23 protein-coding genes are annotated in these 25,904 nt (G+C 61.7%); 9 read left to right on the forward strand and 14 right to left on the reverse strand.

Annotated elements, in window-relative coordinates; all coding sequences use genetic code 11:
• Positions 1-89 precede the first annotated feature (89 nt).
• Positions 90-1,586 carry a helix-turn-helix transcriptional regulator gene (locus AB4N64_RS11655; RefSeq protein WP_460125607.1) on the reverse strand — a complete coding sequence of 499 codons (1,497 nt, stop codon included), beginning with the start codon at positions 1,584-1,586 and terminating at the stop codon, positions 90-92.
• Between the two features lie 359 nt (positions 1,587-1,945).
• Here AB4N64_RS11655 and AB4N64_RS11660 point away from each other — a divergent pair, with 359 nt between their 5' ends.
• From AB4N64_RS11660 to AB4N64_RS11690, 7 genes are all read left to right on the forward strand, one after another.
• Positions 1,946-3,247: an OprD family porin gene (locus AB4N64_RS11660; RefSeq protein ID WP_460125609.1), complete on the forward strand. Its 1,302-nt coding sequence runs from the start codon at positions 1,946-1,948 to the stop codon at positions 3,245-3,247.
• A 268-nt stretch (positions 3,248-3,515) separates the two neighbouring features.
• The gene (locus AB4N64_RS11665) at positions 3,516-4,334 is read left to right on the forward strand and encodes an NAD-dependent epimerase/dehydratase family protein (RefSeq protein WP_460125611.1); all 819 of its coding nucleotides are present in this window, start codon (positions 3,516-3,518) and stop codon (positions 4,332-4,334) included.
• A 45-nt stretch (positions 4,335-4,379) separates the two neighbouring features.
• Positions 4,380-5,267 (forward strand): SMP-30/gluconolactonase/LRE family protein, encoded by an 888-nt coding sequence (locus tag AB4N64_RS11670; RefSeq protein ID WP_460125613.1) that lies wholly within the window; start codon positions 4,380-4,382, stop codon positions 5,265-5,267.
• A gap of 71 nt (positions 5,268-5,338) precedes the next feature.
• The gene (locus tag AB4N64_RS11675) at positions 5,339-6,310 is read left to right on the forward strand and encodes a TRAP transporter substrate-binding protein (protein WP_460125615.1); all 972 of its coding nucleotides are present in this window, start codon (positions 5,339-5,341) and stop codon (positions 6,308-6,310) included.
• Positions 6,311-6,386: 76 nt separating this feature from the next.
• Positions 6,387-6,914, forward strand: a complete 528-nt coding sequence (locus AB4N64_RS11680) for a TRAP transporter small permease (protein ID WP_460125617.1) — start codon at positions 6,387-6,389, stop codon at positions 6,912-6,914.
• On the forward strand, positions 6,914-8,194 hold the full coding sequence (locus tag AB4N64_RS11685; RefSeq protein ID WP_460125619.1) for a TRAP transporter large permease: 1,281 nt from the start codon (positions 6,914-6,916) through the stop codon (positions 8,192-8,194). Before AB4N64_RS11680 ends, AB4N64_RS11685 begins: the two co-directional genes overlap by 1 nt.
• A 67-nt stretch (positions 8,195-8,261) precedes the next feature.
• On the forward strand, positions 8,262-9,173 hold the full coding sequence (locus AB4N64_RS11690; RefSeq protein WP_460125621.1) for an aldose 1-epimerase: 912 nt from the start codon (positions 8,262-8,264) through the stop codon (positions 9,171-9,173).
• Between the two features lie 318 nt (positions 9,174-9,491).
• On the opposite strand, the gene AB4N64_RS11695 is transcribed toward AB4N64_RS11690, so the two are convergent.
• The 13 genes from AB4N64_RS11695 to pedF form a co-directional block, all read right to left on the reverse strand.
• The gene (locus tag AB4N64_RS11695) at positions 9,492-11,219 is read right to left on the reverse strand and encodes a PAS domain-containing hybrid sensor histidine kinase/response regulator (protein WP_460125623.1); all 1,728 of its coding nucleotides are present in this window, start codon (positions 11,217-11,219) and stop codon (positions 9,492-9,494) included.
• Positions 11,203-12,366, reverse strand: a complete 1,164-nt coding sequence (gene ercA, locus AB4N64_RS11700; RefSeq protein ID WP_460125625.1) for an alcohol dehydrogenase-like regulatory protein ErcA — start codon at positions 12,364-12,366, stop codon at positions 11,203-11,205. Before ercA ends, AB4N64_RS11695 begins: the two co-directional genes overlap by 17 nt.
• Positions 12,367-12,557: 191 nt before the next feature.
• On the reverse strand, positions 12,558-13,700 hold the full coding sequence (pqqE, locus tag AB4N64_RS11705; RefSeq protein ID WP_460125627.1) for a pyrroloquinoline quinone biosynthesis protein PqqE: 1,143 nt from the start codon (positions 13,698-13,700) through the stop codon (positions 12,558-12,560).
• The gene (gene pqqD / locus AB4N64_RS11710; protein ID WP_460125629.1) at positions 13,678-13,950 is read right to left on the reverse strand and encodes a pyrroloquinoline quinone biosynthesis peptide chaperone PqqD; all 273 of its coding nucleotides are present in this window, start codon (positions 13,948-13,950) and stop codon (positions 13,678-13,680) included. Before pqqD ends, pqqE begins: the two co-directional genes overlap by 23 nt.
• Positions 13,947-14,699 carry a pyrroloquinoline-quinone synthase PqqC gene (gene pqqC, locus AB4N64_RS11715; RefSeq protein WP_460125631.1) on the reverse strand — a complete coding sequence of 251 codons (753 nt, stop codon included), beginning with the start codon at positions 14,697-14,699 and terminating at the stop codon, positions 13,947-13,949. The genes pqqD and pqqC overlap by 4 nt, the downstream gene beginning before the upstream one ends.
• Before the next feature lie 69 nt (positions 14,700-14,768).
• The gene (gene pqqB, locus AB4N64_RS11720; RefSeq protein ID WP_460125633.1) at positions 14,769-15,683 is read right to left on the reverse strand and encodes a pyrroloquinoline quinone biosynthesis protein PqqB; all 915 of its coding nucleotides are present in this window, start codon (positions 15,681-15,683) and stop codon (positions 14,769-14,771) included.
• A gap of 55 nt (positions 15,684-15,738) precedes the next feature.
• Positions 15,739-15,810, reverse strand: a complete 72-nt coding sequence (gene pqqA / locus AB4N64_RS11725) for a pyrroloquinoline quinone precursor peptide PqqA (protein WP_003253598.1) — start codon at positions 15,808-15,810, stop codon at positions 15,739-15,741.
• 254 nt (positions 15,811-16,064) lie between these two features.
• Positions 16,065-17,585: an acetaldehyde dehydrogenase ExaC gene (gene exaC / locus AB4N64_RS11730; RefSeq protein ID WP_460125635.1), complete on the reverse strand. Its 1,521-nt coding sequence runs from the start codon at positions 17,583-17,585 to the stop codon at positions 16,065-16,067.
• A 249-nt stretch (positions 17,586-17,834) separates the two neighbouring features.
• On the reverse strand, positions 17,835-19,610 hold the full coding sequence (locus tag AB4N64_RS11735) for a PQQ-dependent methanol/ethanol family dehydrogenase (protein ID WP_460125637.1): 1,776 nt from the start codon (positions 19,608-19,610) through the stop codon (positions 17,835-17,837).
• A 257-nt stretch (positions 19,611-19,867) separates the two neighbouring features.
• Positions 19,868-20,794 (reverse strand): quinoprotein relay system zinc metallohydrolase 1, encoded by a 927-nt coding sequence (locus tag AB4N64_RS11740; RefSeq protein ID WP_460125639.1) that lies wholly within the window; start codon positions 20,792-20,794, stop codon positions 19,868-19,870.
• 10 nt (positions 20,795-20,804) lie between these two features.
• Complete coding sequence (locus AB4N64_RS11745; RefSeq protein ID WP_460125641.1) at positions 20,805-21,563, reverse strand: quinoprotein dehydrogenase-associated SoxYZ-like carrier; 759 nt, start codon at positions 21,561-21,563, stop codon at positions 20,805-20,807.
• Positions 21,560-22,435, reverse strand: a complete 876-nt coding sequence (locus AB4N64_RS11750; protein ID WP_460125643.1) for a substrate-binding periplasmic protein — start codon at positions 22,433-22,435, stop codon at positions 21,560-21,562. Before AB4N64_RS11750 ends, AB4N64_RS11745 begins: the two co-directional genes overlap by 4 nt.
• Positions 22,436-22,438: 3 nt before the next feature.
• The gene (gene pedF / locus AB4N64_RS11755; RefSeq protein WP_460125645.1) at positions 22,439-22,900 is read right to left on the reverse strand and encodes a cytochrome c-550 PedF; all 462 of its coding nucleotides are present in this window, start codon (positions 22,898-22,900) and stop codon (positions 22,439-22,441) included.
• 255 nt (positions 22,901-23,155) lie between these two features.
• On the opposite strand from pedF, the gene exaA reads away from it, so the two are divergent.
• Both exaA and AB4N64_RS11765 read left to right on the forward strand, forming a co-directional pair.
• The gene (gene exaA, locus AB4N64_RS11760; protein WP_460125647.1) at positions 23,156-25,039 is read left to right on the forward strand and encodes a quinoprotein ethanol dehydrogenase; all 1,884 of its coding nucleotides are present in this window, start codon (positions 23,156-23,158) and stop codon (positions 25,037-25,039) included.
• A gap of 145 nt (positions 25,040-25,184) precedes the next feature.
• Complete coding sequence (locus tag AB4N64_RS11765) at positions 25,185-25,826, forward strand: pentapeptide repeat-containing protein (RefSeq protein WP_460125649.1); 642 nt, start codon at positions 25,185-25,187, stop codon at positions 25,824-25,826.
• Positions 25,827-25,904: the final 78 nt, after the last annotated feature.

A 25,904-nucleotide genomic window follows, 5' to 3' on the forward strand; every position in this document is an offset into this window, starting at 1 on the left:
GCAGACACCCTTCGCATGCCATAAGCCTAAGAATCCCGACGCCAGCCAGACACCTCCATTTGCACCAGGGGTATTAGTGCATTTGCACCCTAGCGCTGCCCCTTGCCACCCCACTCCCCTGAAAACAGCCCACGTTCACGCGCCCAGACAATTGCTTCGCTGCGGCTGTGCACGTCCAGTTTGAAATACACCGTGGCCACATGATTGCGCACGGTGTTGGGTGCCAGCTTCAGGCGTGCGGCGATTTCCTTGTCGGCGAGGCCTTCACAGATCAGCCCCAACACGTCGCGCTCCCGGGCCGTCAGGTCGGTGAAGGACGCCGTGGGCAGCTTGGGTTTGTTGACGTTCTTGGCGTTCGCGAGTTTTTCGATCAATGTGCGACTGAACCACGACGCGTCTTTCATGACCTCTTCAATCGCCGCCACCAGTTCAAGCTCGGTGCGTTTGCGCTCAGTGATGTCCATCAATACCAGTAGGTAGCAGGGACGGTCCTGGATGTTCACGGTGTCGGCGGAAATCGCACAATCAATCAGTTCCTTGTCCTTCTTGCGCACGCTGGCGTCGATTCGATCCAGGCTGCCGGCTTTTTCCAGGGCGGCAAACATGCGCGTGCGTGCGCCTTTGTCCTGGATGAAATCGATCTCGGCCAGGGTCTTGCCCAGCACCTCTTCACTGGGATAAGCCAAGGTTTCAAGAAAGGCTTCGTTGACATCCAGCACCACCTGGTCTTCAGCGCCACACACCAGGATCGGCACCGGGGTCATGCGATAGGCCTTCGCAAATCGCTCTTCACTCTGGCGCAGAGCCACCTCGGCCTTGCGGCGCGGCTCCATGTCGACGAAGGAAAACAGCATGCAGTCTTCCTCGTTGAGTTCCAGGGGTTGCCCGGCGACGATCACCTGTTTACTGCCGCCGCCCGGCAATTTCAGATCGGCCTGCATCTGGGGAATGGTGACATGTTCGCGCAGGCGCTGGATCGCAAGGTCGCGGTTTTCGGCCCCTTCAAGCACGTCCAGCTCATAAGCCGACGAGCCGATCACGTGATCGCGGGCATAGCCCGTCATTTCCAGAAAACCGGCATTCACCTTGATGTAACGCAAATCACTGAGCCGGCAGATTACCGCCGGGGCCGGGTTGGCATTGAACGTTCTTTCAAAACGCTGCTCGGCGCTGGCCCACTCGCTCACGTCGCCCATGATCAGCGCCAGCGACTCCGGTTCGCCGCGACTGTCCGTCAGGACCATGCTGCGTACCTTGTGCACCCAGGTGCGCTCCTCGTCATCGGCCTTGGTCACTTCAACCAATACATCATCGAACAGCTCGCCACGCGCCACTCGGGCGATCGGATAGTTTTCGAACGAAACCCGGTGATTGTTGCGATAGCGCAGGGTAAAGCGCTCGGCGTACTGCTGCGCATTAGCACCCAGATCGCCGATCTCTCCGACCCCATGCATGGCCAACGCGGCCTGATTGGCCCAGTGGATGGTCTGATCGAGCTCCAGCAGAATCACCCCATCGGACAGGCCGGCGATGATTTGCTGCAATTGACGGCGGTTGGTGTCGGCGGTTGGGACGTCCTGGCTCATTGGCTCTCCACTGGGCGGCATTGGGTGAAAATGTCGACCGCAGCGGCTGTCGATAGTGCAACAAAACGATAACGCCTCTTGATACGCGACCTGCGCACGCTGAACACAGATCATTCAGACTGCACACATCCACTGTGGGAGCGGGCTTGCCCGCGAAAGCGCAAGGTCAGGCACCATCGTTGTTGGATGTGCCGGCCTCTTCGCGGGCAAGCCCGCTCCCACAGGGGCGTGCCATACGCCCTAAGTCATCCTATAACTTTTGATTGACAAGCCTCGAAAACCTAGCAAATATTCGCCCCAATGTTGTACGACGACGTATAACAAAAAATAAAAACAACAAAAAACAAGGGAGCGTCACTGTGAGTCAACTCGCCCGCAATTCCTCTATCTGCACCCCTCGCCCTACCTTCATCCGCCGCAACACCCTCAGCCTGATCGGTTGCAGCAGCCTGGCCGTGCTGGCCATGCCGATGACTGCCAGCGCCGAAGGTTTTGTCGATGATGGCAAGGCTACGCTGAACCTGCGTAACGCCTACTTCAACCGTAACTACGTCAATCCGGCCTACCCGCAAGGCAAGGCTGAGGAGTGGACGCAGAACTTCATCCTCGATGCCAAGTCGGGCTTCACCCAGGGCACTGTCGGCTTTGGCGTTGACATCCTGGGCATGTATTCGCAGAAGCTTGACGGTGGCAAGGGCACCGGTGGTACGCAGTTGCTGCCAATCCACGACGATGGTCGTCCGGCGGACAACTTCGGCCGGCTGGGCGTGGCCCTCAAAGGCAAGATTTCGAAGACCGAACTGAAGGTTGGCGAGTGGATGCCTGTGCTGCCGATCCTGCGTTCCGATGACGGTCGTTCGCTGCCGCAGACCTTTCAAGGCGGCCAGGTCACGTCCAACGAAATCGCCGGCCTGACGCTGTACGGCGGCCAGTTCCAGAAGAACAGCCCGCGCAACGATGCGAGCATGGAAGACATGTTCATGAACGGCAAATCGGCGTCGTTCAACTCTGACCGCTTCAACTTCGGCGGCGGCGAATATGCGTTCAATGACAAGCGCACCCAGGTCGGCGTCTGGTACTCCGAGCTGAAAGACATCTACCAACAGCAGTATTTCAACCTCAGCCACAGCCAGCCCATGGGCGACTGGACCCTGGGCGCCAACCTTGGCTATTTCATCGGCAAGGAAGACGGCAGCGCACTGGCGGGCGATCTGGACAACAAGACCGCGTTCGCCCTGCTCTCAGCCAAGTACGGCGGCAACACCTTCTACGTCGGCCTGCAAAAACTCAGCGGCGATGACCAGTGGATGCGCGTCAACGGCACCAGTGGCGGCACCCTGGCCAACGACAGCTACAACTCCAGTTATGACAACGCCAAGGAGAAGTCCTGGCAGTTGCGTCATGACTACAACTTCGTGGCGCTGGGCGTGCCGGGCCTGACCCTGATGAACCGCTATATCAGTGGCGACAACGTGCACACCGGGACGATTACCGACGGCAAGGAATGGGGTCGCGAGTCGGAGCTGGCCTACACCGTGCAGAGCGGCCCGCTGAAGAATCTCAACGTCAAATGGCGTAACGCGAGCATTCGCAAGAGCTTCAGCACCAACGAGTTCGACGAGAACCGGATTTTCATCAGCTATCCGATTTCGTTGTTGTAAGCGCCGGATCGTGACCTGATCACATGGTTTTATTGTGGGAGCGAACCTGCTCGCGATGGCAGGGCATCAGGATGTCCGAGTCATCGTTGACGTCCATCGCGGGCAAGCCCGCTCCCACAGTTACAGCCCCCCATGGCCCAGGTGAAACCCTTCGTCCAATTTTGACCAAAGTCGCGTTGACAAGAGCTGAAAACCCTTACGATACTTCCGCCTTGTCGTACGACAACCTACAACAAATTCAACAATGATTTTGCGTACAGGAACTGCCATGACCTCCACGCCCAATGCCCCTTTCAATCGTCTTCTGCTGACCGGTGCCGCCGGTGGCCTGGGCAAAGTGCTGCGCGAAAGCCTGCGGCCTTACGCCAAAGTCATTCGCCTGTCGGACATCGCCAACATTGCGCCGGCCATCGACGAGCGCGAAGAAGTCGTCACCTGCGACCTGGCAGACAAGCAAGCCGTCCATCACCTGGTCGAAGGCGTGGACGCAATCGTGCACCTCGGTGGGGTGTCGACCGAGCATTCGTTCGAAGACATCCTCGGCGCCAACATTTGTGGCGTCTTCCACATTTACGAAGCAGCACGACGCCATGGCGTGAAACGCATCATTTTTGCCAGTTCCAACCACGTCATCGGTTTCTACAAGCAGGACGAAGTCATCGACGCGCGCTCCCCGCGCCGCCCGGACAGCTACTACGGCTTGTCCAAGTCCTACGGCGAAGACGTGGCGACGTTTTATTTCGACCGCTACGGCATCGAGACCGTGAGCATCCGTATCGGCTCTTCGTTCCCGGAACCACAGAACCGCCGAATGATGAGCACCTGGCTGAGCTTCGGCGACCTGACCCACCTGATCGAACGCGCCCTGTACGCGCCAAACGTCGGCCACACCGTGGTCTATGGCGCCTCGGACAACAAGAACGTCTGGTGGGACAACCGCTACGCCAGCGCGCTGGGCTATGCGCCCAAGGACACGTCCGAAGTGTTCCGCGACAAGATCGAAGCGCAACCCATGCCCGCCGCCGATGATCCAGCAATGGTTTATCAGGGTGGCGCCTTCGTGGCGGCCGGCCCGTTCGGCGACTGATTCATTGCGTTTCACCCATAACAACAACCAAGGGAATGACGCGCCATGCAAGCCGAACTGATTGTCGATGCCCGCAACGCCGTGGGTGAATGCCCCGTCTGGGTGCCCGAGGAAAACGCGCTGTACTGGGTGAATATCCCGGTCGGCGCGCTACAGCGCTGGAGCGCCGACAGTGGCCAGGTCGAAAGCTGGACCACGCCGGAAATGCTCGCCTGCATCGCTCGTCATCGTGATGGCCATTGGGTGGCCGGCATGGAAAGCGGATTTTTTGCCTTGCACCCCCACGCCGACGGCACGATCGACAGCCAGTTGCTGGCCCACGTCGATCATGCCCGCACCGACATGCGCCTCAACGACGGTCGATGCGATCGCCAGGGGCGCTTCTGGGCCGGCAGCATGGTACTGGACATGGGCGCCAATGCCGTCGAGGGCAAACTGTATCGCTACAGCGCCGGACAACGTGGGCCACTCGGTGCGCAACTGGATGGTTTCATCGTGCCAAACGGGCTGGGTTTCAGCCCGGATGGCAAGACGATGTACCTGTCCGACTCCCATCCGCAGGTCCAGCAGATCTGGGCTTTCGACTACGACACCGACAGCGGCACGCCGTCCAATCGGAGGCTGTTCGTTGACATGAAACCGCTCCCGGGACGCCCCGATGGCGCCGCCGTCGATGCCGAGGGCTGCTACTGGATCTGTGCCAACGATGCCGGCTTGATTCATCGATTTACCCCGGACGGTCGCCTTGACCGCTCCCTCACCGTGCCGGTGAAGAAACCCAGCATGTGCGCCTTTGGTGGCAGTCGACTGGACACGCTGTTCGTGACCTCGATCCGCCCAGGCGATGACCAGGACCCGCAATCGCTGGCCGGTGGCGTGTTCGCCCTCGACCCCGGCGTCAAGGGCCTGGCCGAACCCCAGTTCACCCCCTAGCAACAACAGCAACGCTGCTGCACCGCTGTGCCTTGAATACAAAAAAAATAACAACACTGGAGACACCCCCAATGGACTTCAAACGCACTCTTCTCGCCGCTGCACTCCCTCTGGCCTTCACCCTCAGCAGCGCCGCCCATGCGCTGGAAATCAAATTCGCCGACATCCACCCTGCCGGCTACCCGACCGTCGTGGCGGAAGAGCAACTGGGCAAAACCCTGGTCGCCGAGAGCGATGGCAAGCTGACCTTCAAGATGTTCGCCGGCGGCGTACTCGGTTCCGAGAAGGAAGTGATCGAGCAGGCTCAGGTCGGTGCGATCCAGATGGCTCGCGTCAGCCTTGGCATCGTCGGGCCGGTGGTGCCGGATGTGAATGTGTTCAACATGCCGTTCGTATTCCGCGACCAGGCTCATATGCGCAAAGTCATCGACGGTGAGGTCGGCGACGCGATCCTCGACAAGATCACCAACTCCGAATTCAACCTGGTAGCCCTGGCCTGGATGGACGGCGGCACCCGTAACCTTTATACGAAAAAGCCGGTACGCAAGATCGAAGACCTCAAGGGCATGAAAATCCGCGTGCAAGGCAACCCGATGTTCATCGAAACCATCAATGCCATGGGCGGTAACGGCATCGCGATGGACACCGGCGAGATCTTCAGTGCCCTGCAAACCGGCGTGATCGACGGTGCGGAGAACAACCCACCGACCCTGCTCGAACACAACCACTACCAGAACGCCAAGTACTACAGCCTGACCGGGCATCTGATCCTGCCTGAACCCATCGTGATGTCGAAGATCACCTGGGAAAAACTCACCCCCGAGCAGCAAGCCCTGGTGAAAAAAACCGCCAAGGCCGCGCAGGCCCAGGAACGCGCCCTGTGGGACGCGAAGTCCGCCAGCAGTGAAGAAAAACTCAAGGCAGCCGGCGTCGAGTTCATCACCGTCGACAAAAAACCCTTCTATGAGGCCACCGCCTCGATCCGTGAGAAGTACGGCGCGCCTTATGCCGACCTGATCAAGCGCATCGAAGCCGTCCAGTAACCCTCTGCACTCATGAAAGGCCCGGCGCCGCGTACGTTGGTGAACGTGCGTGTGCGCCCGGTTACGGTGGAACCCGATGAAGAATCTACTGCTGCGTATCAACGACAGGCTGTACATGACCTGTATCTGGGTCGCGGGCCTGTCTGTCCTGGCCATTTCCCTGATCATCCCCTGGGGCGTGTTCGCCCGTTACGTCCTCGGCACCGGCTCCAGCTGGCCCGAGCCCACCGCCATCCTGCTGATGATGGTGTTCACCTTCATCGGCGCCGCCGCCAGCTATCGCGCTGGCGCACACATGGCGGTGGCCATGCTCACCGACCGCATGGCCCCGCCATTGCGCCGGACCATGAGCATCGTTTCCCAGTTGCTGATGGCGACCATCTGCCTGTTCATGGCCATCTGGGGCACCAAGCTGTGCATGTCCACCTGGAATCAGTTCATGAGCGCCCTGCCCACCTTGCGCGTAGGCATCACCTACATGCCGATTCCGGTGGGCGGCGTGCTGACGCTGATTTTTGTCCTGGAAAAACTCCTGCTCGGTGACCAGAGCAACCGTAAGGTCGTGCGTTTCGACCTCGTTGAAGAAAGCGAAGGTGCCGCTTAATGGACGCTCTGATTCTGATCGGCAGTTTTATCGCATTGATCCTGATCGGCATGCCGGTCGCCTATGCGCTGGGTCTTTCCGCCCTGATCGGGGCGTGGTGGATCGATATTCCGTTCCAGGCGCTGATGATTCAGGTCGCCGGTGGCGTGAACAAATTCTCCCTGCTGGCGATTCCGTTTTTCGTCCTGGCGGGCGCGATCATGGCCGAGGGCGGCATGTCTCGCCGACTGGTGGCGTTTGCCGGGGTACTGGTAGGTTTTGTGCGTGGCGGCCTGTCACTGGTCAACATCATGGCCTCGACTTTCTTCGGCGCGATCTCCGGCTCGTCGGTGGCCGACACCGCGTCGGTGGGCTCGGTGCTCATTCCGGAAATGGAACGCCGTGGCTACCCACGGGAATTTGCCACGGCAGTGACCGTCAGCGGTTCGGTACAGGCGCTGTTGACCCCGCCCAGCCACAACTCGGTGCTCTACTCGCTGGCCGCGGGCGGCACGGTGTCGATTGCCTCGCTGTTCATGGCCGGCGTTGTCCCGGGCCTGTTGATGAGCGCGTGCCTGATGGTGCTGTGCCTGATCTTCGCGAAAAAGCGCGACTACCCCAAGGGTGAAGTCATCCCGATGCGCCAGGCGCTGAAGATCTGCGGCGAAGCGCTGTGGGGCCTGATGGCGATGGTCATCATCCTCGGCGGGATTCTGTCGGGCATTTTTACGGCCACCGAATCGGCGGCGATCGCCGTGCTTTGGTCGTTCTTCGTGACCATGTTCATCTACCGCGACTACAAGTGGAGCGAGTTGCCGAAACTGATGCACCGCACCGTGCGCACGATTTCGATCGTGATGATCCTGATCGGCTTCGCCGCGAGCTTCGGCTACATCATGACGCTGATGCAGATCCCGGCGAAGATCACCACGATGTTCCTGACCCTGTCGGACAACCGCTACGTGATCCTGATGTGCATCAACGTCATGCTGCTGTTGCTCGGCACGGTGATGGACATGGCGCCGCTGATCCTGATCCTGACGCCGATCCTGATGCCGGTGATTCTCGGCATTGGCGTCGACCCGGTGCAGTTCGGCATGATCATGCTGGTGAACCTGGGGATTGGCCTGATAACACCGCCCGTGGGCGCGGTGTTATTCGTCGGCTCGGCCGTGGGCAAAGTGTCGATCGAGAAAACCGTGAAGGCGCTGCTGCCGTTCTACGCCGTGCTGTTCCTGGTACTGATGGCCGTGACCTACATCCCTGCGCTGTCGCTGTGGCTGCCACACCTGGTGTTGTAATCACGCACTGACCAGCAGGAGCCCCTAAAGCTCCTGCTGTTTGTTCTCGATCCTATTGCGAGTCAACATGACGCCAACCCTGCTTGAACTCGAAGACCCATTCACCCTCCTCACCCTCGCCCCTGAAATTGGCGGTAGCATCGTCAACTGGCGCGTGCGCGAAAGCGGCCAGCCGCTGTTGCGTCACGCCGACAGTCACGCGCTCGAGACCGGCCTGCCGGGCAAGCTCGGCTGCTTTCCTCTGGCGCCGTGGTCCAACCGTATTTCCGACGGTGGTTTCGACCGCCCGGATGGCTGGCTGGCGTTGGAACCGAACAGTCTGACCGACCCGTTTCCGATCCATGGCACGGCGTGGCAACAGCCGTGGCAGGTGGTTTCGCAGTCCTCCTCTGAAGTGGTCCTGCAACTGGACAGCGTGAAGCCTTTCGCCTACCGCGCCCGGCAGCGTTTTCAGTTGAGTGGCGGCAAGCTGACCATTGAACTGCACGTCACCCACCTGGCCGAACGGGCGGCGTGGCATGGCCTGGGCTTGCACCCGTACCTGCCACGTACCCAAGCCACGCGGCTGCAGGCCAGGGCGGATCAGGTGTGGTTGAGCGACGCCGCGAAGTTGCCGACCCGCCAGGTGGCGTTGCCGGCCGAGTGGAATTTTCAGGCGCTGGGAGCCTTGCCCGACACCCTCGTCGACAACGGCTTCTGCGGCTGGGATGGCTACTGCCTGATCCAGCAACCTGACCTGGGTTACCAGCTGGAATGCCAGGCTCAGGGCAGCGACTATTTCCTGCTGTATTGCCCGGTAGACCTGGGATTTTTCTGCATCGAACCGGTCAGCCACCCAGTCAACGCGCACCACTTGCCGGGGCGTCCGGGGTTGGTGTTGCTGGAGCAGGATCAAAGCGTGGAAATGGCATTCAGCCTGCAATACACCCCCTCTAACCCACCCCCTGTAGGAGCGAGCAAGCTCGCGATGGTGGACTAGACCCCGCTGGCATCCAGGCACCCCGCGTCATCGTTAACGACCATCGCGGGCAAGCCCGCTCCCACAAGGGCTGACGGTGTTCCCAAAACCTGTAGGAGCGAGCTTGCTCGCGATGGTGGACCAGACACCGCTGGCATCCAGACACCCCGCGCCATCGTTGACGACCATCGCGGGCAAGCCCGCTCTCACAAGGGCTGACGGTGTTCCCAAAACCTGTAGGAGCGAGCTTGCTCGCGATGGCGGTCAATCAATCACATCGTCGGTGACTGACACCCCTCATCGCGAGCAAGCTCGCTCCTACAGGTAAGGCTCCCACAACTAGACCAACATCTGACTCAACACCGCCCGCAACTTGCCGGGCTTCACCGGTTTGTTCAGCAACGGCGCTTCGAGCTTTTGCAGTGAACGCCGGCATTGGTCGGTGCGATCGGCGGTGATGATCACCGCCGGGATCGCCCGACGGAAATGTTCGCGCAGATGGCGCACCACATCACAGCCCACCACGCCATGATCGAGGTGGTAGTCCGCCAGGATCAGTTCGGGCGCTCGGCCCTGCAGCGCCGCCAGCGCTGCCTCTTCGTCGGTGGCGGTGACCACTTCGCAACCCCACTCGCCGAGCAATGCGCTCATGCTTTGCAAAATGGCCACTTCGTTGTCCAGCACCAGTAGCCGACGTCCCGGCAGCGGATTGCCGGTGCTCGCCTGTGGCGCAGCAAGGCTGATGGGCAATGGCACCTCCTTGGAAATCGGCACCTCGATGCTGAACATCGAGCCGCGCCCCGGCCGCGACTGCACCTGAATGCGATAGTCGAGGATCTTGGCGATGCGCTCGACGATCGCGAGCCCCAGGCCCACGCCCTTTCGGTCAGCGGCGCGACCGACATCCAGTTGGTTGAACTCCAGGAAGATCGAATCGAGACGATCCGCGGGGATACCACGCCCGGTATCCCAGACTTCCAGGCGCAAGTGTTCGCCGCGCTTGCGTGCACCGAGCAGGATGCTGCCCTGTTCCGTATAGCGGCAGGCGTTGCTGAGGAAGTTGCGCAGGATGCGCGTCACCAGGCGCAAGTCAGTGCGAATGGCGTAGTCGCCAATGTGTGCACGCAGATTCAGCCCGGCGGCAGCCGCCACCGACTGAAACTCCGACACCAGAGGCCCAAGCAATTCGTCGAGGCGATACAGCGCCACGTCCGGCTTCACCGCCGCTTGATCGAGACGGGAAATATCGAGCAAATCGGTGAGCAGGTCCTCCGCACCCTCCAGGGCCTGGTGAGTGCGCTCGACCAGCACCTGCTCGACCTCCGGCAGCTTTCGTTCACGCAAGGTGGAAATCAGCAAACGCGCGGCATTGAGCGGTTGCAACAGATCGTGACTGGCGGCGGCGAGGTATTTGTCCTTGCTGCGGTTGGCCGATTCGGCGGCGTCGCGGGCATCGCGCAGCGCTTCGGCAATCTGCTTGCGCTGGGTGATCTGCTGTTGGAGGTTGCGATTGGCCTCGAGCAGTTCATCGGTACGCGCGGTGACTCGCTGCTCCAGTTCGTCGTTGAGTTGCTGGAGGCGTTGCTGGGCCTGCTTGCGCTCGGTGATGTCGGCGACGAAGCCTTCGACCAGACCTTCCTGGCCTGGCTTGAGCAAGAGGTTCATCAACACATCGAGGTGACTGCCGTCCTGACGGCGCAACTGGGTTTCGTAACCGTGCAGGCTGCCCTGGTGACGAAGGATTTCGCCGATGTTTTCCAACTCTTGCGCGCCGCCGACAAACAGGTTGCTCGCCAGGTCCGCCAGGGAAAACAGCACCTGCTGCGGGTTCTGGTAGCCGAGCATGCGCGCCATCGCCGGGTTGGCGGCGCGCATGCCCTGCTCCAGGCTGGCCTGGAAAATCCCGTGCACGGCGTTCTCGAACAGCCATTTGTAGCGGTTGCGCTCGGCTTCCAGTTCATCCAGGCGCGCGGCGAGTTCCGGGTAGTGGCTCTTGCGCGCCGAGTGGCTGCCCAGGCCAAGCAGCCCAGCAAGTGCGCGTTGCTGGTCGTCAGAGGGCTTCGCCATAGACGACCTCGACATCACGCTGGCTGGACTCGCGCGGATTGGTCAGGATGCACGGGTCGTCCATGGCGTGTTGCGACAGGAAGGGGATGTCCGCCGTGCGAACGCCATGCAAGCCAAGGGTTTCGTGGAAGCCGATGGCGTGCTTGAGGGCAATCAGGTGTTCCACCAGGCGTCCGCAGATCTGCCGGTGATTGAGGCCCCGACAATCGATGCCAAACGTCCCGGCAATGACCTTGAAACGCTCCGGCGCCGAGCTGTAGTTGAACGCCACCACGTGCTCGACCAACACGGCATTGCACAGCCCGTGGGGCAAGTCGAGGAAACCGCCCAGGCTGTGGGACATGGCGTGCACTGCGCCGAGAATCGCGTTGGAGAATGCCAGGCCGGCCTGCATGCTGCCGAGCATGATCTTCTCGCGCAGGGCGATGTCCGTCGGGTTGGCGATCATCTGCACGAGGTTGCCATTGATCAGGCGCATCGCCTCCAGGGCATGGGGATCGGTCAACGGCCCGTTTCCGGTGGACACAAACGCCTCGATGGCATGCACCAGCGCGTCGATGCCGGTGCAGGCGGACAGGAACGGGTCCATGCTCAGCGTGGTTTCCGGGTCGATCAACGATACGTCCGGCACCACCGCCTTGCTGACGATGGAGAACTTCATGCGCTCCTGCTGGTTGGAAATGATCACGAACTGCGACACGTCCGCCGACGTGCCGGCCGTGGTCGGGATCAGGATCAAGGGCGGGCTGGGCACGCGGATGGTGTCCACGCCTTCGAATTCGAGAATGCTGCGACCATGGGCGACGACGATGCCGATGCCCTTGCCACAATCCATCGGGCTGCCGCCGCCGACCGCGACGATGACATCGCAATGGTTTTCCCGGTAGATCTCGGAACCGAGCATGACTTCCTCGACCCGTGGGTTGGGCGACACGTCGGAGTACAGGCAGTAATCGATACCGATCGCCTGCAGGCTGGCCTCGACATCGGCCACCCACCCGGCGGCGATCACCCCGGGGTCGCTGACGACCATCACCTTGCGCGCGCCGAAGGTCTTGGCGTAATTACCCACATTGTGCCGGCACCCGGCACCGAAGATGATTTCAGGTGAAACGAATTTACGCAGCTGGCTGAGACTCTGGCTCATTTGAAAGCCTGTTTCTTATTGTTTTGGAAGATAGGGTCACGTTAACCGATATTGCTGCGAATGCAATCAGACCAATTGACCTGTGGGAGCGGGCTTGCCCGCGATGAGGGTGTGTCAGGCACTGATGGTGTGACTGATACACCGCTATCGCGGGCAAGCCCGCTCCCACAGGGGCAGTGCCAGTGTTGGGCCTAACCGCGATAGATCAGCCGCGACGCCTTTTCGTTGCGCAACGTCAGCTGCGCCATCCCCAACCCCGGCGCATCGGCCTCCTCCCGGGCCTTGAGGATGATCCCGTGGTGCGGCGACTTCGCACAAACAGGGTCGGCATTTTCGGCATCGCCGGTGAGCATGAACGCCTGGCAGCGGCAACCGCCGAGATCCTTGTGTTTTTCATCGCACGAGCGGCAAGGCTCTTTCATCCAGGTATCGCCGCGAAAGCGGTTGAAGCCGAACGAGTCGTTCCAGATGTGCTCGATACTGTGTTCACGTACGTTGGGAAACTGCACCGGCAACTGACGGGCGCTGTGACAGGGCAGCGCGGTGCCATCAGGGGTAATGTCGAGAAACAGATTGGCCCAGCCATTCATGCAGGTCTTGGGGCGCTCCTCGTAGTAATCCGGGGTGACGAAGATCAGTTTGCAAGGATGACCCTGGGCTTCCAGACGCTGGCGGTAGTCGTGGGTGACCTGTTCGGCGCGCTGCAATTGCTCGCGGGTCGGCAACAGGCCGATCCGATTGAGTTCGGCCCAACCGTAGAACTGGCAGGTGGCCAATTCGACGAAATCCGCTTCCAGCTCCAGGCACAGCTCGATGATGCGGTCGATGTGATCGATATTGTGCCGATGGGTGACGAAGTTCAGCACCATCGGGTAACCCTGGGCCTTCACCGCCCTGGCCATCGCCAGTTTCTGCGCGAATGCCTTGCGTGAGCCGGCGAGCATGTTGTTGACCGTCTCGTCCGCGGCCTGGAAGCTGATCTGGATGTGGTCGAGCCCAGCCACCTTGAACTGGGCAATCTTGTCTTCCGTCAAGCCGATACCCGACGTGATCAGGTTGGTGTAATAGCCCATGTCCCGGGCCGCCTTGATCAGTTCGGCCAAGTCCTGGCGCACCAGCGGTTCGCCACCGGAGAAGCCCAATTGTGCCGCGCCCATTTCCCTGGCCTCGGCGAATACGCGTATCCACTCCTGGGTGGTCAACTCCGTGCCCTGCTGGGCGAAATCAAGGGGGTTCGAGCAATACGGGCATTGCAGGGGGCAGCGATACGTCAGCTCGGCGAGCAGCCACAGCGGTGGACCGGGCAGCGTGTCATTCGATCCAGAACTGCGCATGGGCCACCTCCAGGAACGCCAGCACATCCTCGTCGATCCCGGGCACGCCGGGGTGCTCTGCGGCCAGCAACTCAATGATCGCCGCAACGCTGCGCTGGCCATCCACCAGACCGAGAATCTGCCCGGCGCTACCATTGAGCTTGATCATGCCCTCGGGGTACAGCAATACGTGGCAGTCCTGGCGTGGCTCCCATTGCAGGCGAAAACCCCGGCGCAACACCGGCGACTGCGTGCGGTCGATCGGGCTCACAAGGCGATCCCCCGGTGCCAGACGCTGTCCCGGGTGACGGTGTGATACGGCGGACGCTCCAGCTCGTAAGCCATGCTCATGGCGTCGAGCATGCTCCACAAAATGTCGAGTTTGAACTGGAGGATTTCCAGCATGCGTTGCTGGCCCTCGAAGGTCACGTAATGTTCCAGGGTGATTCGCAAGCCATGCTCCACGTCGCGACGAGCCTGGCTCAAGCGGGTGCGGAAATAGTCGTAGCCTGTGGCGTCGATCCACGGGTAATGCGTCGGCCAGGCGTCGAGCCGCGACTGATGGATCTGCGGCGCGAACAGCTCGGTCAATGAGCTGCTTGCGGCTTCCTGCCAACAGGCGCGGCGGGCGAAGTTGACATAGGCGTCCACGGCGAAGCGCACGCCGGGCAACACCAGCTCCTGGGACAGGATCTGTTCGCGGTCCAGGCCGACCGCTTCGCCCAGGCGCAACCAGGCTTCGATGCCGCCCTCGCTGCCAGGCGCACCGTCATGATCGAGAATCCGTTGCAACCATTCCCGGCGCACGTCGCGGTCGGGGCAATTGGCGAGGATGGCGGCGTCCTTGAGCGGGATATTGACCTGGTAGTAAAAACGGTTGGCGACCCAGCCCTGGATTTGTTCGCGGGTGGCACGGCCTGCGTACATCGCCTGATGGAAGGGATGATGGATATGGTAGTAGGCGCCCTTGGCGCGCAGGGCTTGCTCGAATTGGGTGCGGGTCATGGGGGGTTGGGGCATGTTGTTTCTCCGGTTATTTTTGTTGTTGTCTGGGCGGGCCTCGTCGCACCGCCGCGATAAAGCCGGCAGCTACAACACAATACTCATCCCGTCATAAGCCACCTCGATCCCCCGCCGCTCCAGCAACGCCCGCTCCGCCGAGTCCTCATCCAGGATCGGGTTGGTGTTGTTGATGTGAATCAGCACCTTGCGCTGGCGGGGGAAATCCTGGAGCAACTCCAGCATCCCACCCGGCCCGCTTTGCGGCAGGTGGCCCATTTCGCTGCCCAGGCTCTGGCCGACGCCACATACCCGCATCTCGTCATCACGCCACAACGTACCGTCCAGCAGCAGACAATCGGCGCGGTCCATCCAGTTCGCCACGTGGTCATCGATCTGCCCCAGGCCCGGGGCATAGAACACGGCCGCGCCGGAGCGCAGGTCTTCGATGAACAGGCCGATGGTGTCGCCGGGTTGCGGGTTGCCACGATTGGGCGAGTACGGCGGTGCGTTGCTGACCAGCGGAATGGCGCGCAGGCGCAAATGCTCGCAGGCCGGGATGTGGAACGGCTCGTGGTCCAGTTCGATTGGCCGCCACAACAAGCCGCCATTCCAGTGCTTGAGCATGTTGAACAACGGGAAACCGCTGCTCAGGTCTTCATGCACCCGCGCGGTGCACCACACCGAATGCGGACAACCTTCGCGCAGGCTCAACAGACCGGTGCAATGGTCGATCTGGCTGTCCATCAACAATACGCCGGCAATCGCCGTGTCACGCAGACGGCGACCCGGTTGCAGCGGCGCGAAACTCTCCAGTTGCGTGCGGATATCCGGGGAGGCATTGCACAGCAGCCAGTTCACACCGTTGTCGCTCAGGGCAATCGAGGACTGCGTCCGTGGCTGCGCGCGCAGGCTGCCATTGCGCAGGCCGGAGCATTGCCGGCAATTGCAGTTCCACTGCGGAAAACCACCGCCAGCGGCGGAGCCGAGAACACGGATGTGCATGGGCAATGCTCCAGAAGGCAGGCCCGGCCAACACCACGGCTGGCCGGGTGATCGATCAGCGGTTGGCGAAATACATCGTCACTTCGAAGCCAATGCGCAGGTCGGTAAACGCGGGTTTAGTCCACATGGGTCAATCCTCTTCTTATGCCGGGCAATTCCGGTAAGGTCATTAATGCACGGTGCGTGCGGGGGTCGAATGCTACTTTCGAACGAAGGTGTGGGGTGCGTTGGTAGGAGGTGATCAATCTGATAAAAACACAATACCCACTGTAGGAGCGGGCTTGCCCGCGATGGCGGTGTGTCAGCCACATCATCGGCGACTGATACACCCTCATCGCGGGCAAGCCCGCTCCTACAGTGGGTCGTGTTTGCTTCAGAGGGTTAGAAGAACCCCAACGGATTGATGTCGTAGCTCACCAGCAGGTTTTTGGTTTGCTGGTAGTGGTCGAGCATCATCTTGTGGTTTTCACGCCCTACCCCGGACTTTTTGTAGCCACCGAACGCGGCATGGGCCGGGTACAGGTGATAGCAGTTGGTCCACACGCGCCCGGCCTTGATGGCCCGGCCCATGCGGTAGGCGCGGTTGATGTCGCGGGTCCAGAGGCCGGCACCGAGGCCGAACTCGGTGTCGTTGGCGATGGCCAGGGCTTCGGCTTCGTCCTTGAAGGTGGTGACGCCCACCACCGGGCCGAAGATTTCTTCCTGGAATACGCGCATCTTGTTGGTGCCCTTGAGCAGGGTCGGCTGAATGTAATAGCCGCTGGACAGGTCGCCCTCCAGACGCTCGGCCGCACCGCCGGTGAGCAGCTCAGCGCCCTCCTCCTGGGCGATGGTCAGGTACGAGAGGATCTTGTCGTATTGCTGCTCAGACGCCTGGGCACCGACCATGGTGTCGGTGTCCAACGGGTTGCCGCGCTTGATTTTGACGATCTTCTTCATTACCTCGGCCATGAACGGCTCGTAGATCGACTCCTGCACCAGGGCGCGGGATGGGCAGGTGCAGACTTCGCCCTGATTGAAGAACGCCAGCACCAGGCCTTCGGCCGCTTTCTCGATGAACGCAGGCTCAGCCTTCATGATGTCTTCGAAGAAGATGTTCGGCGACTTGCCGCCCAGCTCGACAGTGCTCGGGATGATGTTCTCGGCCGCGCAATGCATGATGTGCGCGCCAATGGGGGTGGAGCCGGTGAACGCGATCTTGGCAATGCGCTTGCTGGTGGCCAGCGCTTCGCCAGCTTCGCGACCGAAACCCTGGACGATGTTGAGCACGCCGGCCGGCAGCAGGTCGGCAATCAGTTCGGCAAAGACCATGATCGACAGCGGTGTCTGTTCGGCGGGCTTGAGGACGATGCAGTTGCCGGCAGCCAAGGCCGGCGCAAGTTTCCAGGCGGCCATCAGCAGCGGGAAGTTCCACGGAATGATCTGCCCGACCACGCCCAGTGGCTCGTGGAAGTGGTAGGCGGTGGTCAGCTCGTTGATCTCGGCGGCGCCGCCCTCCTGGGCACGGATGCAGCCGGCGAAGTAACGAAAGTGGTCGGCGGCCAGCGGTACGTCGGCGTTGAGGGTTTCACGCACGGCCTTACCGTTGTCCCAGGTTTCGGTAACGGCGAGGATTTCCAGGTTCTGCTCGATGCGATCGGCGATTTTCAGCAACACCAGCGAGCGGTCCTGCGCCGAGGTCTTGCCCCAGGCGTCAGCGGCTGCGTGCGCAGCATCCAGGGCCTTGTCGATATCAGCGGCGCTGGAACGCGGGAACTCGGCGATCACTTCACCGTTGACCGGCGAGGTGTTGGTGAAGTATTCGCCACCGACCGGCGCCACGAACTCACCGCCGATGAAGTTGCCGTAGCGCGCCTTGAAGGACACGACGGCGCCAGGTGTTCCGGGTTGTGCGTAGATCATGGTGAGCCTCTGTCTGGGTCGCTGCCCGTCGGTTCGACAGGCGATGAACCGATAGTAGAGAGCCCCGCCGGCCAGACGAATGCGCCGTTGGCAGGAGGGGCTCTCGTTATTTGGTAGTAGATTCGCGCTGCTTCGGCCTCTGTGGGAGCGAGCTTGCTCGCGATCTCGGAATGTCAGTCACATCGTTGCCGGCTGACACGCCCTCATCGCGAGCAAGCTCGCTCCTACAGAGGTCCTGTTAGCCCGGGATCAATGCTTGGCCACCAACTCCTTCGGCAACTTGAAGGTCCAGAGCATGCCGCCCTGGTTGAAGTCCTTCACGCGCTTGGCCACTTCGCCGCCCCACAGCGGTACGGCACCGCCCCAGCCGGAGAGCACGGACACATACTGTTCACCGTCCATTTCCCAGGTGACGGGCGAACCCAGCACGCCGGAGCCGGTCTGGAATTCCCAGACCTTCTCCCCGGTCTTGGCATTGAAGGCCTGAAGGAAACCTTCCGGCGTGCCGGTGAATACCAGATTGCCCTTGGTGGTCAGGACGCCGCCCCACAGCGGCGCATAGTTTTTATGCCGCCACACTTCCTTGCCGGTTTTAGGGTCGATGGCGCGCAACACGCCGATGTAATCTTCGTTCAGCGGCTTGATGGTGAAACCGGCACCGAGGAACGCTGCGCCTTTCTTGTAGGCGATGCCTTCGTTCCAGATGTCCATGCCCCACTCGTTGGACGGTACGTAAAACAGCCCGGTATCCTTGTTGTAGGCCATCGGCATCCAGTTCTTCGCCCCCAGGAACGCCGGTGCCACGAACACCGAGCTGCCCTTGGCCTCGCTGCCAGGCGCACCAGGACGGCTGGCTTCGTTGTAGATCGGCCGACCATTCTTATCCAGGCCGGTGGCCCAGGTGATCTTGTCCACGAACGGGAAGCCGCGAATGAACTTGCCGTTGGTGCGGTCCAGCACGTAGAAGAACCCGTTACGGTCGGCGGTGGCCGCCGCTTTCACTTCCTTGCCACCCTCGGTGTAGTTGAACGACACCAGCTCGTTGACGCCGTCGTAGTCCCAGCCGTCGTGCGGTGTGCTCTGGAAGTGCCACTTGATGGTGCCGTCATCCGGATTCAGCGCCAGGCGCGACGACGAGTAGAGGTTGTCGCCGGGACGCAGGTGCGAGTTCCACGGTGCCGGGTTGCCGGTGCCGAACAGCAGCAGGTTGGTTTCCGGATCGTAGTAGCCGCCCAGCCAAGGGGCCGCGCCGCCGGTCTTCCACAGGTCCCCCGGCCAGGTCTTGCCGGCTTCGCCGCCGGAGATACCGTTCTCGATGGCCTTGCCGTCCTTGTAGACGTAGCCCATGTGGCCTTCCACGGTCGGACGGCTCCATAACAGGTCACCGTTTTTCGGGTCGTAGGCTTCGATCTTGCCGACCACGCCGAACTCGCCACCGGCCACACCGGTGATCAGCTTGCCGTTGATCACCAGCGGCGCGGCACTGATCGAGTAGCCTTCCTTGTGGTCGGCGACTTTCTTGCTCCACACCACCTTGCCAGTGTCTTTGTTCAGGGCCACGAGCTTGGCGTCCAGGGTGCCAAAGAACACCAGGTCGCCGTACAACGCCACGCCACGGTTGATCACGTCGCAGCACGGACGGATGTCATCGGGCAGGCGAGCGTCGTACTGCCAGAGCTTCTTGCCGGTGCGTGCGTCGACAGCGAACACCCGCGAATAGGAACCGGTCATGTACATCACGCCGTCCTTGATCATCGGCTGTGCTTGCTGACCGCGTTGTTTTTCACCACCAAAGGAGAACGCCCAGGCCGGGCGCAGGTCCTTGACGTTGTCAATGTTGAGGATGTCGAGGGGGCTGTAGCGCTGACCCTGGACGCCCAGACCATTAGTGACGATCTGCTCCGGGTTCTTGGGGTCCTGGAGAATGTCCTGGTCACTGACGGCGGCCAAGGCCGTGCCGGACAGCAGCATGGCACTGAGCAGCACGCTCAGGACGAAGGGTTGGCGACGTACGGGTTGGGTCATGGCGGCTACCTCTGCGGGTTTTTGTTATACCCGGGAAATTTTCCCGGTCTGGTGCAGATTCTTGGTCGCCGGGGGCCCTGCAACAATTGCACGCAGTGTTGAGATTTGTAGTTCCTTGGTAGGGGGTCTTGATCAACACCGCAGCCCTCCTGTAGGAGCGAGCATGCTCGCGATGGTCGTCAACGATAACGCGGGAGGCCTGATCCCCCTCGGCGTTCTTGAATCCATCGCGAGCATGCTCGCTCCTACAGGGGAGGTTACTGGTCCACGCGCTTCATCGCCTCCCGCTCATAACGCGGATACAGATGGCTGACACTGCGGATCAGCTCGTAACGGGTCAGACTGATGGCGGCGAAGCGTTCGGGGATGGGGCTACGGATCATCTCGGCCATGTCGCTGCCATTGGCGGCGCCGTCGCGCATCAGTTGGTCAAGCCAGCCGAGGTAATCGCGCATCTGCTCGAAGGGTTTGGCGTCGGTGGCCACGGGGCCGTGGCCGGGTACGACCCGGGTCCAGGGCAAGCCTTGCAGGGTGGCCATGTCCGCCAGCCACACCGAAAGCCCCGGACTGTTGGGCGTGGTCAGCGCCCGCTGATAAAACACCAGATCGCCGGCGAACAGCACGCCGGTCTTCTGGTCGAGAATAGCCAGATCCGCGCCCGTATGCCCACCCAGGCTCAGCAGACGCAAATCGTGATTCCCAAAAGTTCGCACGCCCGGCACAAGCGTTTCGGTGGGCAATACCACTTCAGTGCCGCGCATCCAATCGCCCACCAGCCGGTACATGTTCTCGGCCATGGCATCGCCCTGCTGCCGGAGCAGTTCAGTGGTGCCGGCCAATGCGGCGATCGGCACGTCCTGGAATGCCTGGTTGCCCAGCACATGGTCCGGGTGATGGTGAGTCAACAGCACTTCGATCACCGGCTTGTCGGTGGTCGCGGCAATGGCCTTGCGCATCGCCTCGCCGTAGCGGCGCGATGGCCCGGTGTCGATTACCACCACACCCCGCTCGGTGATGATGAACGCCGTGTTGACGATGTTGCCGCCGTTGCTCTTGGCGAAATTGTCGGTGCTGCCTTCCAGCAGCCAGGTGTCTTCGGCGATCTGCCGGGGTGTCAGGGTGTAGTCGAGATCAGCCAGGGCCGGCAGGCTCAAGCTCGCAAGCAACAGCAGCATCCAACGCATCGCGCGCTCCTCAAGGTATGGCCGCATCGAATTCATTGCCGCTGTTGTCGCGCAGCATCAGGCGCGTCTGCCCTGGCCCCTCGACGTCGAAGGCCAGGTTGGGGTTTTCGCTGACGGCGGGAAACAGTTCCAGATTGGCCAGCAAGCGGCCATCCTCGGCGCGCAGTTCGGCGTGGTTGATGAAAAATTCCGGGATACCGCTGACCAGGCCGTTGTCCATCGGGTGCGAGACCTGCACGCGCAAGCGATTGAAGTCGCCACGCGGGTAACGCCCGCCAAGCACCTGGCCCAGGCGCTCTTCCCAGCCCGGCTCGGTGCGCACCACACTCGGTGCCGTGCAGCCGCCACCGGCCGCATCGATCAGGACCGAGCCCACATGCCACAGGCCATCGCGCGTCTGCACGGCGGCGCGCAACGGTGTGGCCTGTTCGATGCGGATGCGGATCGACAGCCAGGGCAGCACACCGGCCTGGGGTTGGAAGTCGACAATTTTCGGCAGCGGGTTGAGTTCGGCCCAGGCGAGGATTTTCACCACGTCGCCCTTGAACGCCCGCGCATCGATTTCCAGCGGAACTTGCCGCGCATCTTCGGCAAACGGCGGCGCCAGCAGCTTGACTCGATCATCGAACACGAACGGCGCATCGCCGAGTATCTGCTTGTGGTAGAAGGCCCACATCACCGATGGCACCGGGTCCGGCCCTGGATCGATCGCAGCTTGCGCGGCCAGGGGCAACCAGCAGGCCAGCAGCCAACAGGCGCGCCAGCTCATGGCTGGTACATCTCGGGTACGTCGTAACGCAGGCCGTAGCGGGCGTAAATGGCTTTCACCGAACCATCGAGGATCAGCGCTTCCAGCCCCTCTTCCACGGCATAGGCCAATTGGCGATTGCTTTCATGCACGGCCATGCCGATCTCCCAGCGCTGCTTGCCCATGTTCGGGTAGGCGTTTTCCGCCAGCGCGATTTGCGGGTCAGCCGCTTCGTGCACTTGCCAGTCGATCTCGCCGCGCATGGCCATGACCGCGTCCACCTCGCCGGCCTTCATCGCGGCAAAGGCCTGGGGTACACCGGGATAGTGACGGGTCTTGCCGGCGAGCATGCCGTTGAACACCGAAGACAGGTAGAACGACGGCACACTGTCGACCTCCACGCCAATGGGGTGCTCCTGGAACACCGCCACGCTCGCCACCGAGTCGAGGCGACGGCGATCATAGGCGACCTGCCATTGCTCGTTCTGGTACGGGCCGAACATCACCACATGGCCGTTTTCCAGTTCGCCCACGTCATTGCGCTTGCGCGCGTAGTCCTGATCATAGGGCACGCGCATCATCAAGTCCGCCAGTTGCTGGTTGTGCAACTGGCTGGCGCGCCAGATGTAGTCGCGCAGGTCATCGTCGAGTTTCTCGCCGGGTGGCGCCCAGATCAGCGTCAGGCGCACGCCGAGCTTTTGCGCCAGGGCGCTGGCCAGCTCGACGTCGACGCCGCGCGCCTTGCCGGCGTCTTCGAAACTGTAGGGAGCGAAGTCCTTGTACACCGCCACTTTCAACTCCCCGGCGGCGATCATTTCGTCATAGGTGCGAACCTGCGCCTGCACCGCCGGGCAGCACAACACAGCGCTGATCAACCACGCGAGCAGGCGCACGGGTCAATTCTCGACGCGAACGCTGTCGAGATAGGTGCGCACCGCCCACAGGGCTTCCTGGCTCAGGTAGTCGGCCATTTTTGGCATGTACACCCGACCATCGCGGACCGCACCGTGGCGCACGCGCTCGACGAACCATTCATCACCGGCGTCGTCGGCGTCGAGCATGCGCAGGTCAGGGGCGATACCGCCGGACTTGGCTTCCAGGCCATGGCACGCCGCGCAGTTCTGGTTGTAGGCCGAAGAGCCGATTTCCACGGCTTTGTCGTGCTCGGGGGATTTGCGGTAAGGATTGACCGTCGCCCAGCCATCGGCATCGACCTGTACGCCGGCATCCTTGATCGGGGTCAGTCCCTTGGTCTCCACGGCCTGCGGTACCACGTTGCCGTGAGCAAAAACCGAACCTGCACTGATAACGCCGGCCAGCAGGCCGGCAACGAGCAAGGCGTTGCGTTTAGTTGTCATTGTTATGCCCTCAGGATTGCACGCAAAACCTCTTCTCAGAGGCTATGGCAGTCATCTTAGAAAGCACCTGCAGCCATCCCCATGCTGCTTTGGTGGTCGGGGCTTAGTACCTTGGTAGTAGGGCTTGTGGTGCACGCCCAAATCAGGTGCCCCATGGGAAATGTTCCCGGCAACGGCGGGACTTTTTCCGTAGTCGCCACCCCACCCCGCAGACCACCCTGTGCAGGCCAAAACCTCCACTGGGAACTGCAAACCATGACAATAAGATCGCTACCCGCCCTTTCCCCCTTGACCCTCGCCTTGGTATTGGCGGGCAGTCTCGCCCTGAGCACCACCAGCCATGGCGCCGACGCCAAGGCGGCCCCGTCCCGAAACGTGACCTGGGAAGACATTGCCAACGATCACCTGACCACCAGGGACGTGCTGCAATACGGCATGGGCACCAACGCCCAACGCTGGAGCCCGTTGGCTCAGGTCAATGACAAGAACGTGTTCAAGCTGACCCCGGCCTGGTCCTATTCTTTCGGTGACGAGAAGCAGCGCGGCCAGGAATCCCAGGCGATCGTGAGCGACGGCGTGGTGTACGTCACCGGCTCCTATTCGCGGGTATTCGCCCTCGACGCCAAGACCGGCAAGCGCCTGTGGACCTACAACCACCGCCTGCCGGACAACATTCGTCCGTGCTGCGATGTGGTCAACCGTGGTGCAGCCATCTACGGTGACAAGATCTACTTCGGCACCCTGGACGCGCGGGTGATCGCGCTGGACAAGAACACCGGCAAAGTGGTGTGGAACAAGAAGTTCGGTGACCACGCCGCCGGTTACACCATGACCGGCGCGCCGGTGCTGATCAAGGACAAGGCCAGCGGCAAGGTGCTGCTCATTCACGGCAGTTCCGGCGATGAGTTCGGCGTGGTCGGCCAGTTGTTCGCCCGCGACCCGGACACCGGCGATGAAGTGTGGATGCGGCCTTTCGTCGAGGGCCACATGGGGCGCCTCAACGGTAAGGACAGCACCCCGACCGGCGACGTCAAGGCACCCTCCTGGCCTGATGACCCGACCACCGAAACCGGCAAGGTCGAAGCCTGGAGCCACGGCGGTGGCGCGCCCTGGCAGAGCGCCAGTTTCGACGCCGAGACCAACACTATCATCGTTGGCGCCGGCAACCCCGGCCCATGGAACACCTGGGCACGCACGTCCAAGGACGGCAACCCGCACGACTACGACAGCCTGTACACCTCAGGGCAAGTCGGTGTCGACCCGAGCACTGGCGAGGTGAAATGGTTCTACCAGCACACGCCAAACGATGCCTGGGACTTTTCCGGCAACAACGAGCTGGTGCTGTTCGACTACAAGGACAAGGACGGCAAGACCGTCAAGGCCACCGGTCACGCCGACCGTAACGGCTTCTTCTACGTGGTGGATCGCAACAACGGCAAGCTGCAGAACGCCTTCCCCTTCGTCGATAACATCACCTGGGCCAGCCACATCGATCTCAAGACCGGCCGTCCGGTGGAAAACGAGGGCCAGCGCCCGGCCAAACCGCTGCCCGGCGAAACCAAGGGCAAGCCCGTGGAAGTCTCGCCACCGTTCCTGGGCGGCAAGAACTGGAACCCCATGGCGTACAGCCAGGACACCGGCCTGTTCTACATCCCGGGCAACCAGTGGAAAGAGGAATACTGGACCGAAGAGGTCAACTACAAGAAGGGCTCGGCGTACCTGGGCATGGGTTTTCGCATCAAGCGCATGTACGACGATCACGTAGGCACCCTGCGGGCGATGAACCCGACCACCGGCAAGGTGGTGTGGGAGCACAAGGAGCATTTGCCGTTGTGGGCAGGCGTGTTGGCGACCAAGGGCAACCTGGTGTTCACCGGCACTGGCGACGGGTTCTTCAAGGCTTTCGACGCGAAAACCGGCAAGGAGCTGTGGAAGTTCCAGACCGGCAGCGGCATCGTCTCTCCGCCCATCACCTGGGAACAGGACGGCGAGCAGTACATCGGCGTAACCGTCGGCTACGGTGGCGCGGTGCCGTTGTGGGGCGGCGACATGGCCGAGCTGACCAAACCCGTGGCCCAGGGCGGGTCGTTCTGGGTGTTCAAGATTCCGAGTTGGGATAACAAGGTCGCGAAAAAATAACTCACTCACCACCCCTCCCTGTAGGAGCGAGCATGCTCGCGATGGTCGTCAACGATGACGCTGGACACCTGACACCCAGCGGCGTTCTGGAGCCCATCGCGAGCAAGCTCGCTCCTACAGAGGACGCGCGCCTGGAGAACACCTGATGAACTACCTTCCCCTAATCCTGCTCCTGACCCTGTCCGCCGCCCACGCCGATGACGACAGTCCACCCACGATCAACGGATGCACCCTCGCCGAACACAGTCAGTGTCCCGGCGCCAACCTGCGGGGTGCCAATTTGAGCAACCAGGACCTGCGCAGCATGAACCTCAGCGGCGCGGACCTGCGCGATGCCGACCTGCGCCATGCACGCCTGGACCTGGCCAACCTTGAAAAGGCCCAACTGCAAGGTGCCAACCTGTCCCGCGCCAGCCTGCAACAGAGCAATGCGCGGCTGGCGGATTTTACCGGGGCCAACCTGATGGCGATTCAGGGCTGGGGGCTGTTCGCTCAGGGCGCGCAGTTCCAGGACGCCAACCTCAGCGCCGCCTACCTGCAATTCGCCAGGCTTTCGGGCGCCAAACTGCACAATGCCAACCTGCGCGCGGCCGACCTGGAAATGACCTGGCTGAGCAAAGCCGACCTCATGGGCGCCAACCTGGGGGATGCCAATTTGCAGGAAGCCAAGTTGGGGGAAAGCAACCTCGAACAGGCGAACCTCAGTGGCTCGCGCCAGCATTATGCGAATTTTCAGGATGCGAATATGGAGGGGTGCAGTGGGTGCCCGACCACCTGGGACAGATGAACACCAACCTCTGTAGGAGCGAGCATGCTCGCGATGGACGTCAACGATGACGCGGGCTGCCTGCGAGCCAGCGGTGCC

The sequence above is a fragment of the Pseudomonas sp. S2_C03 genome (assembly GCF_054668405.1).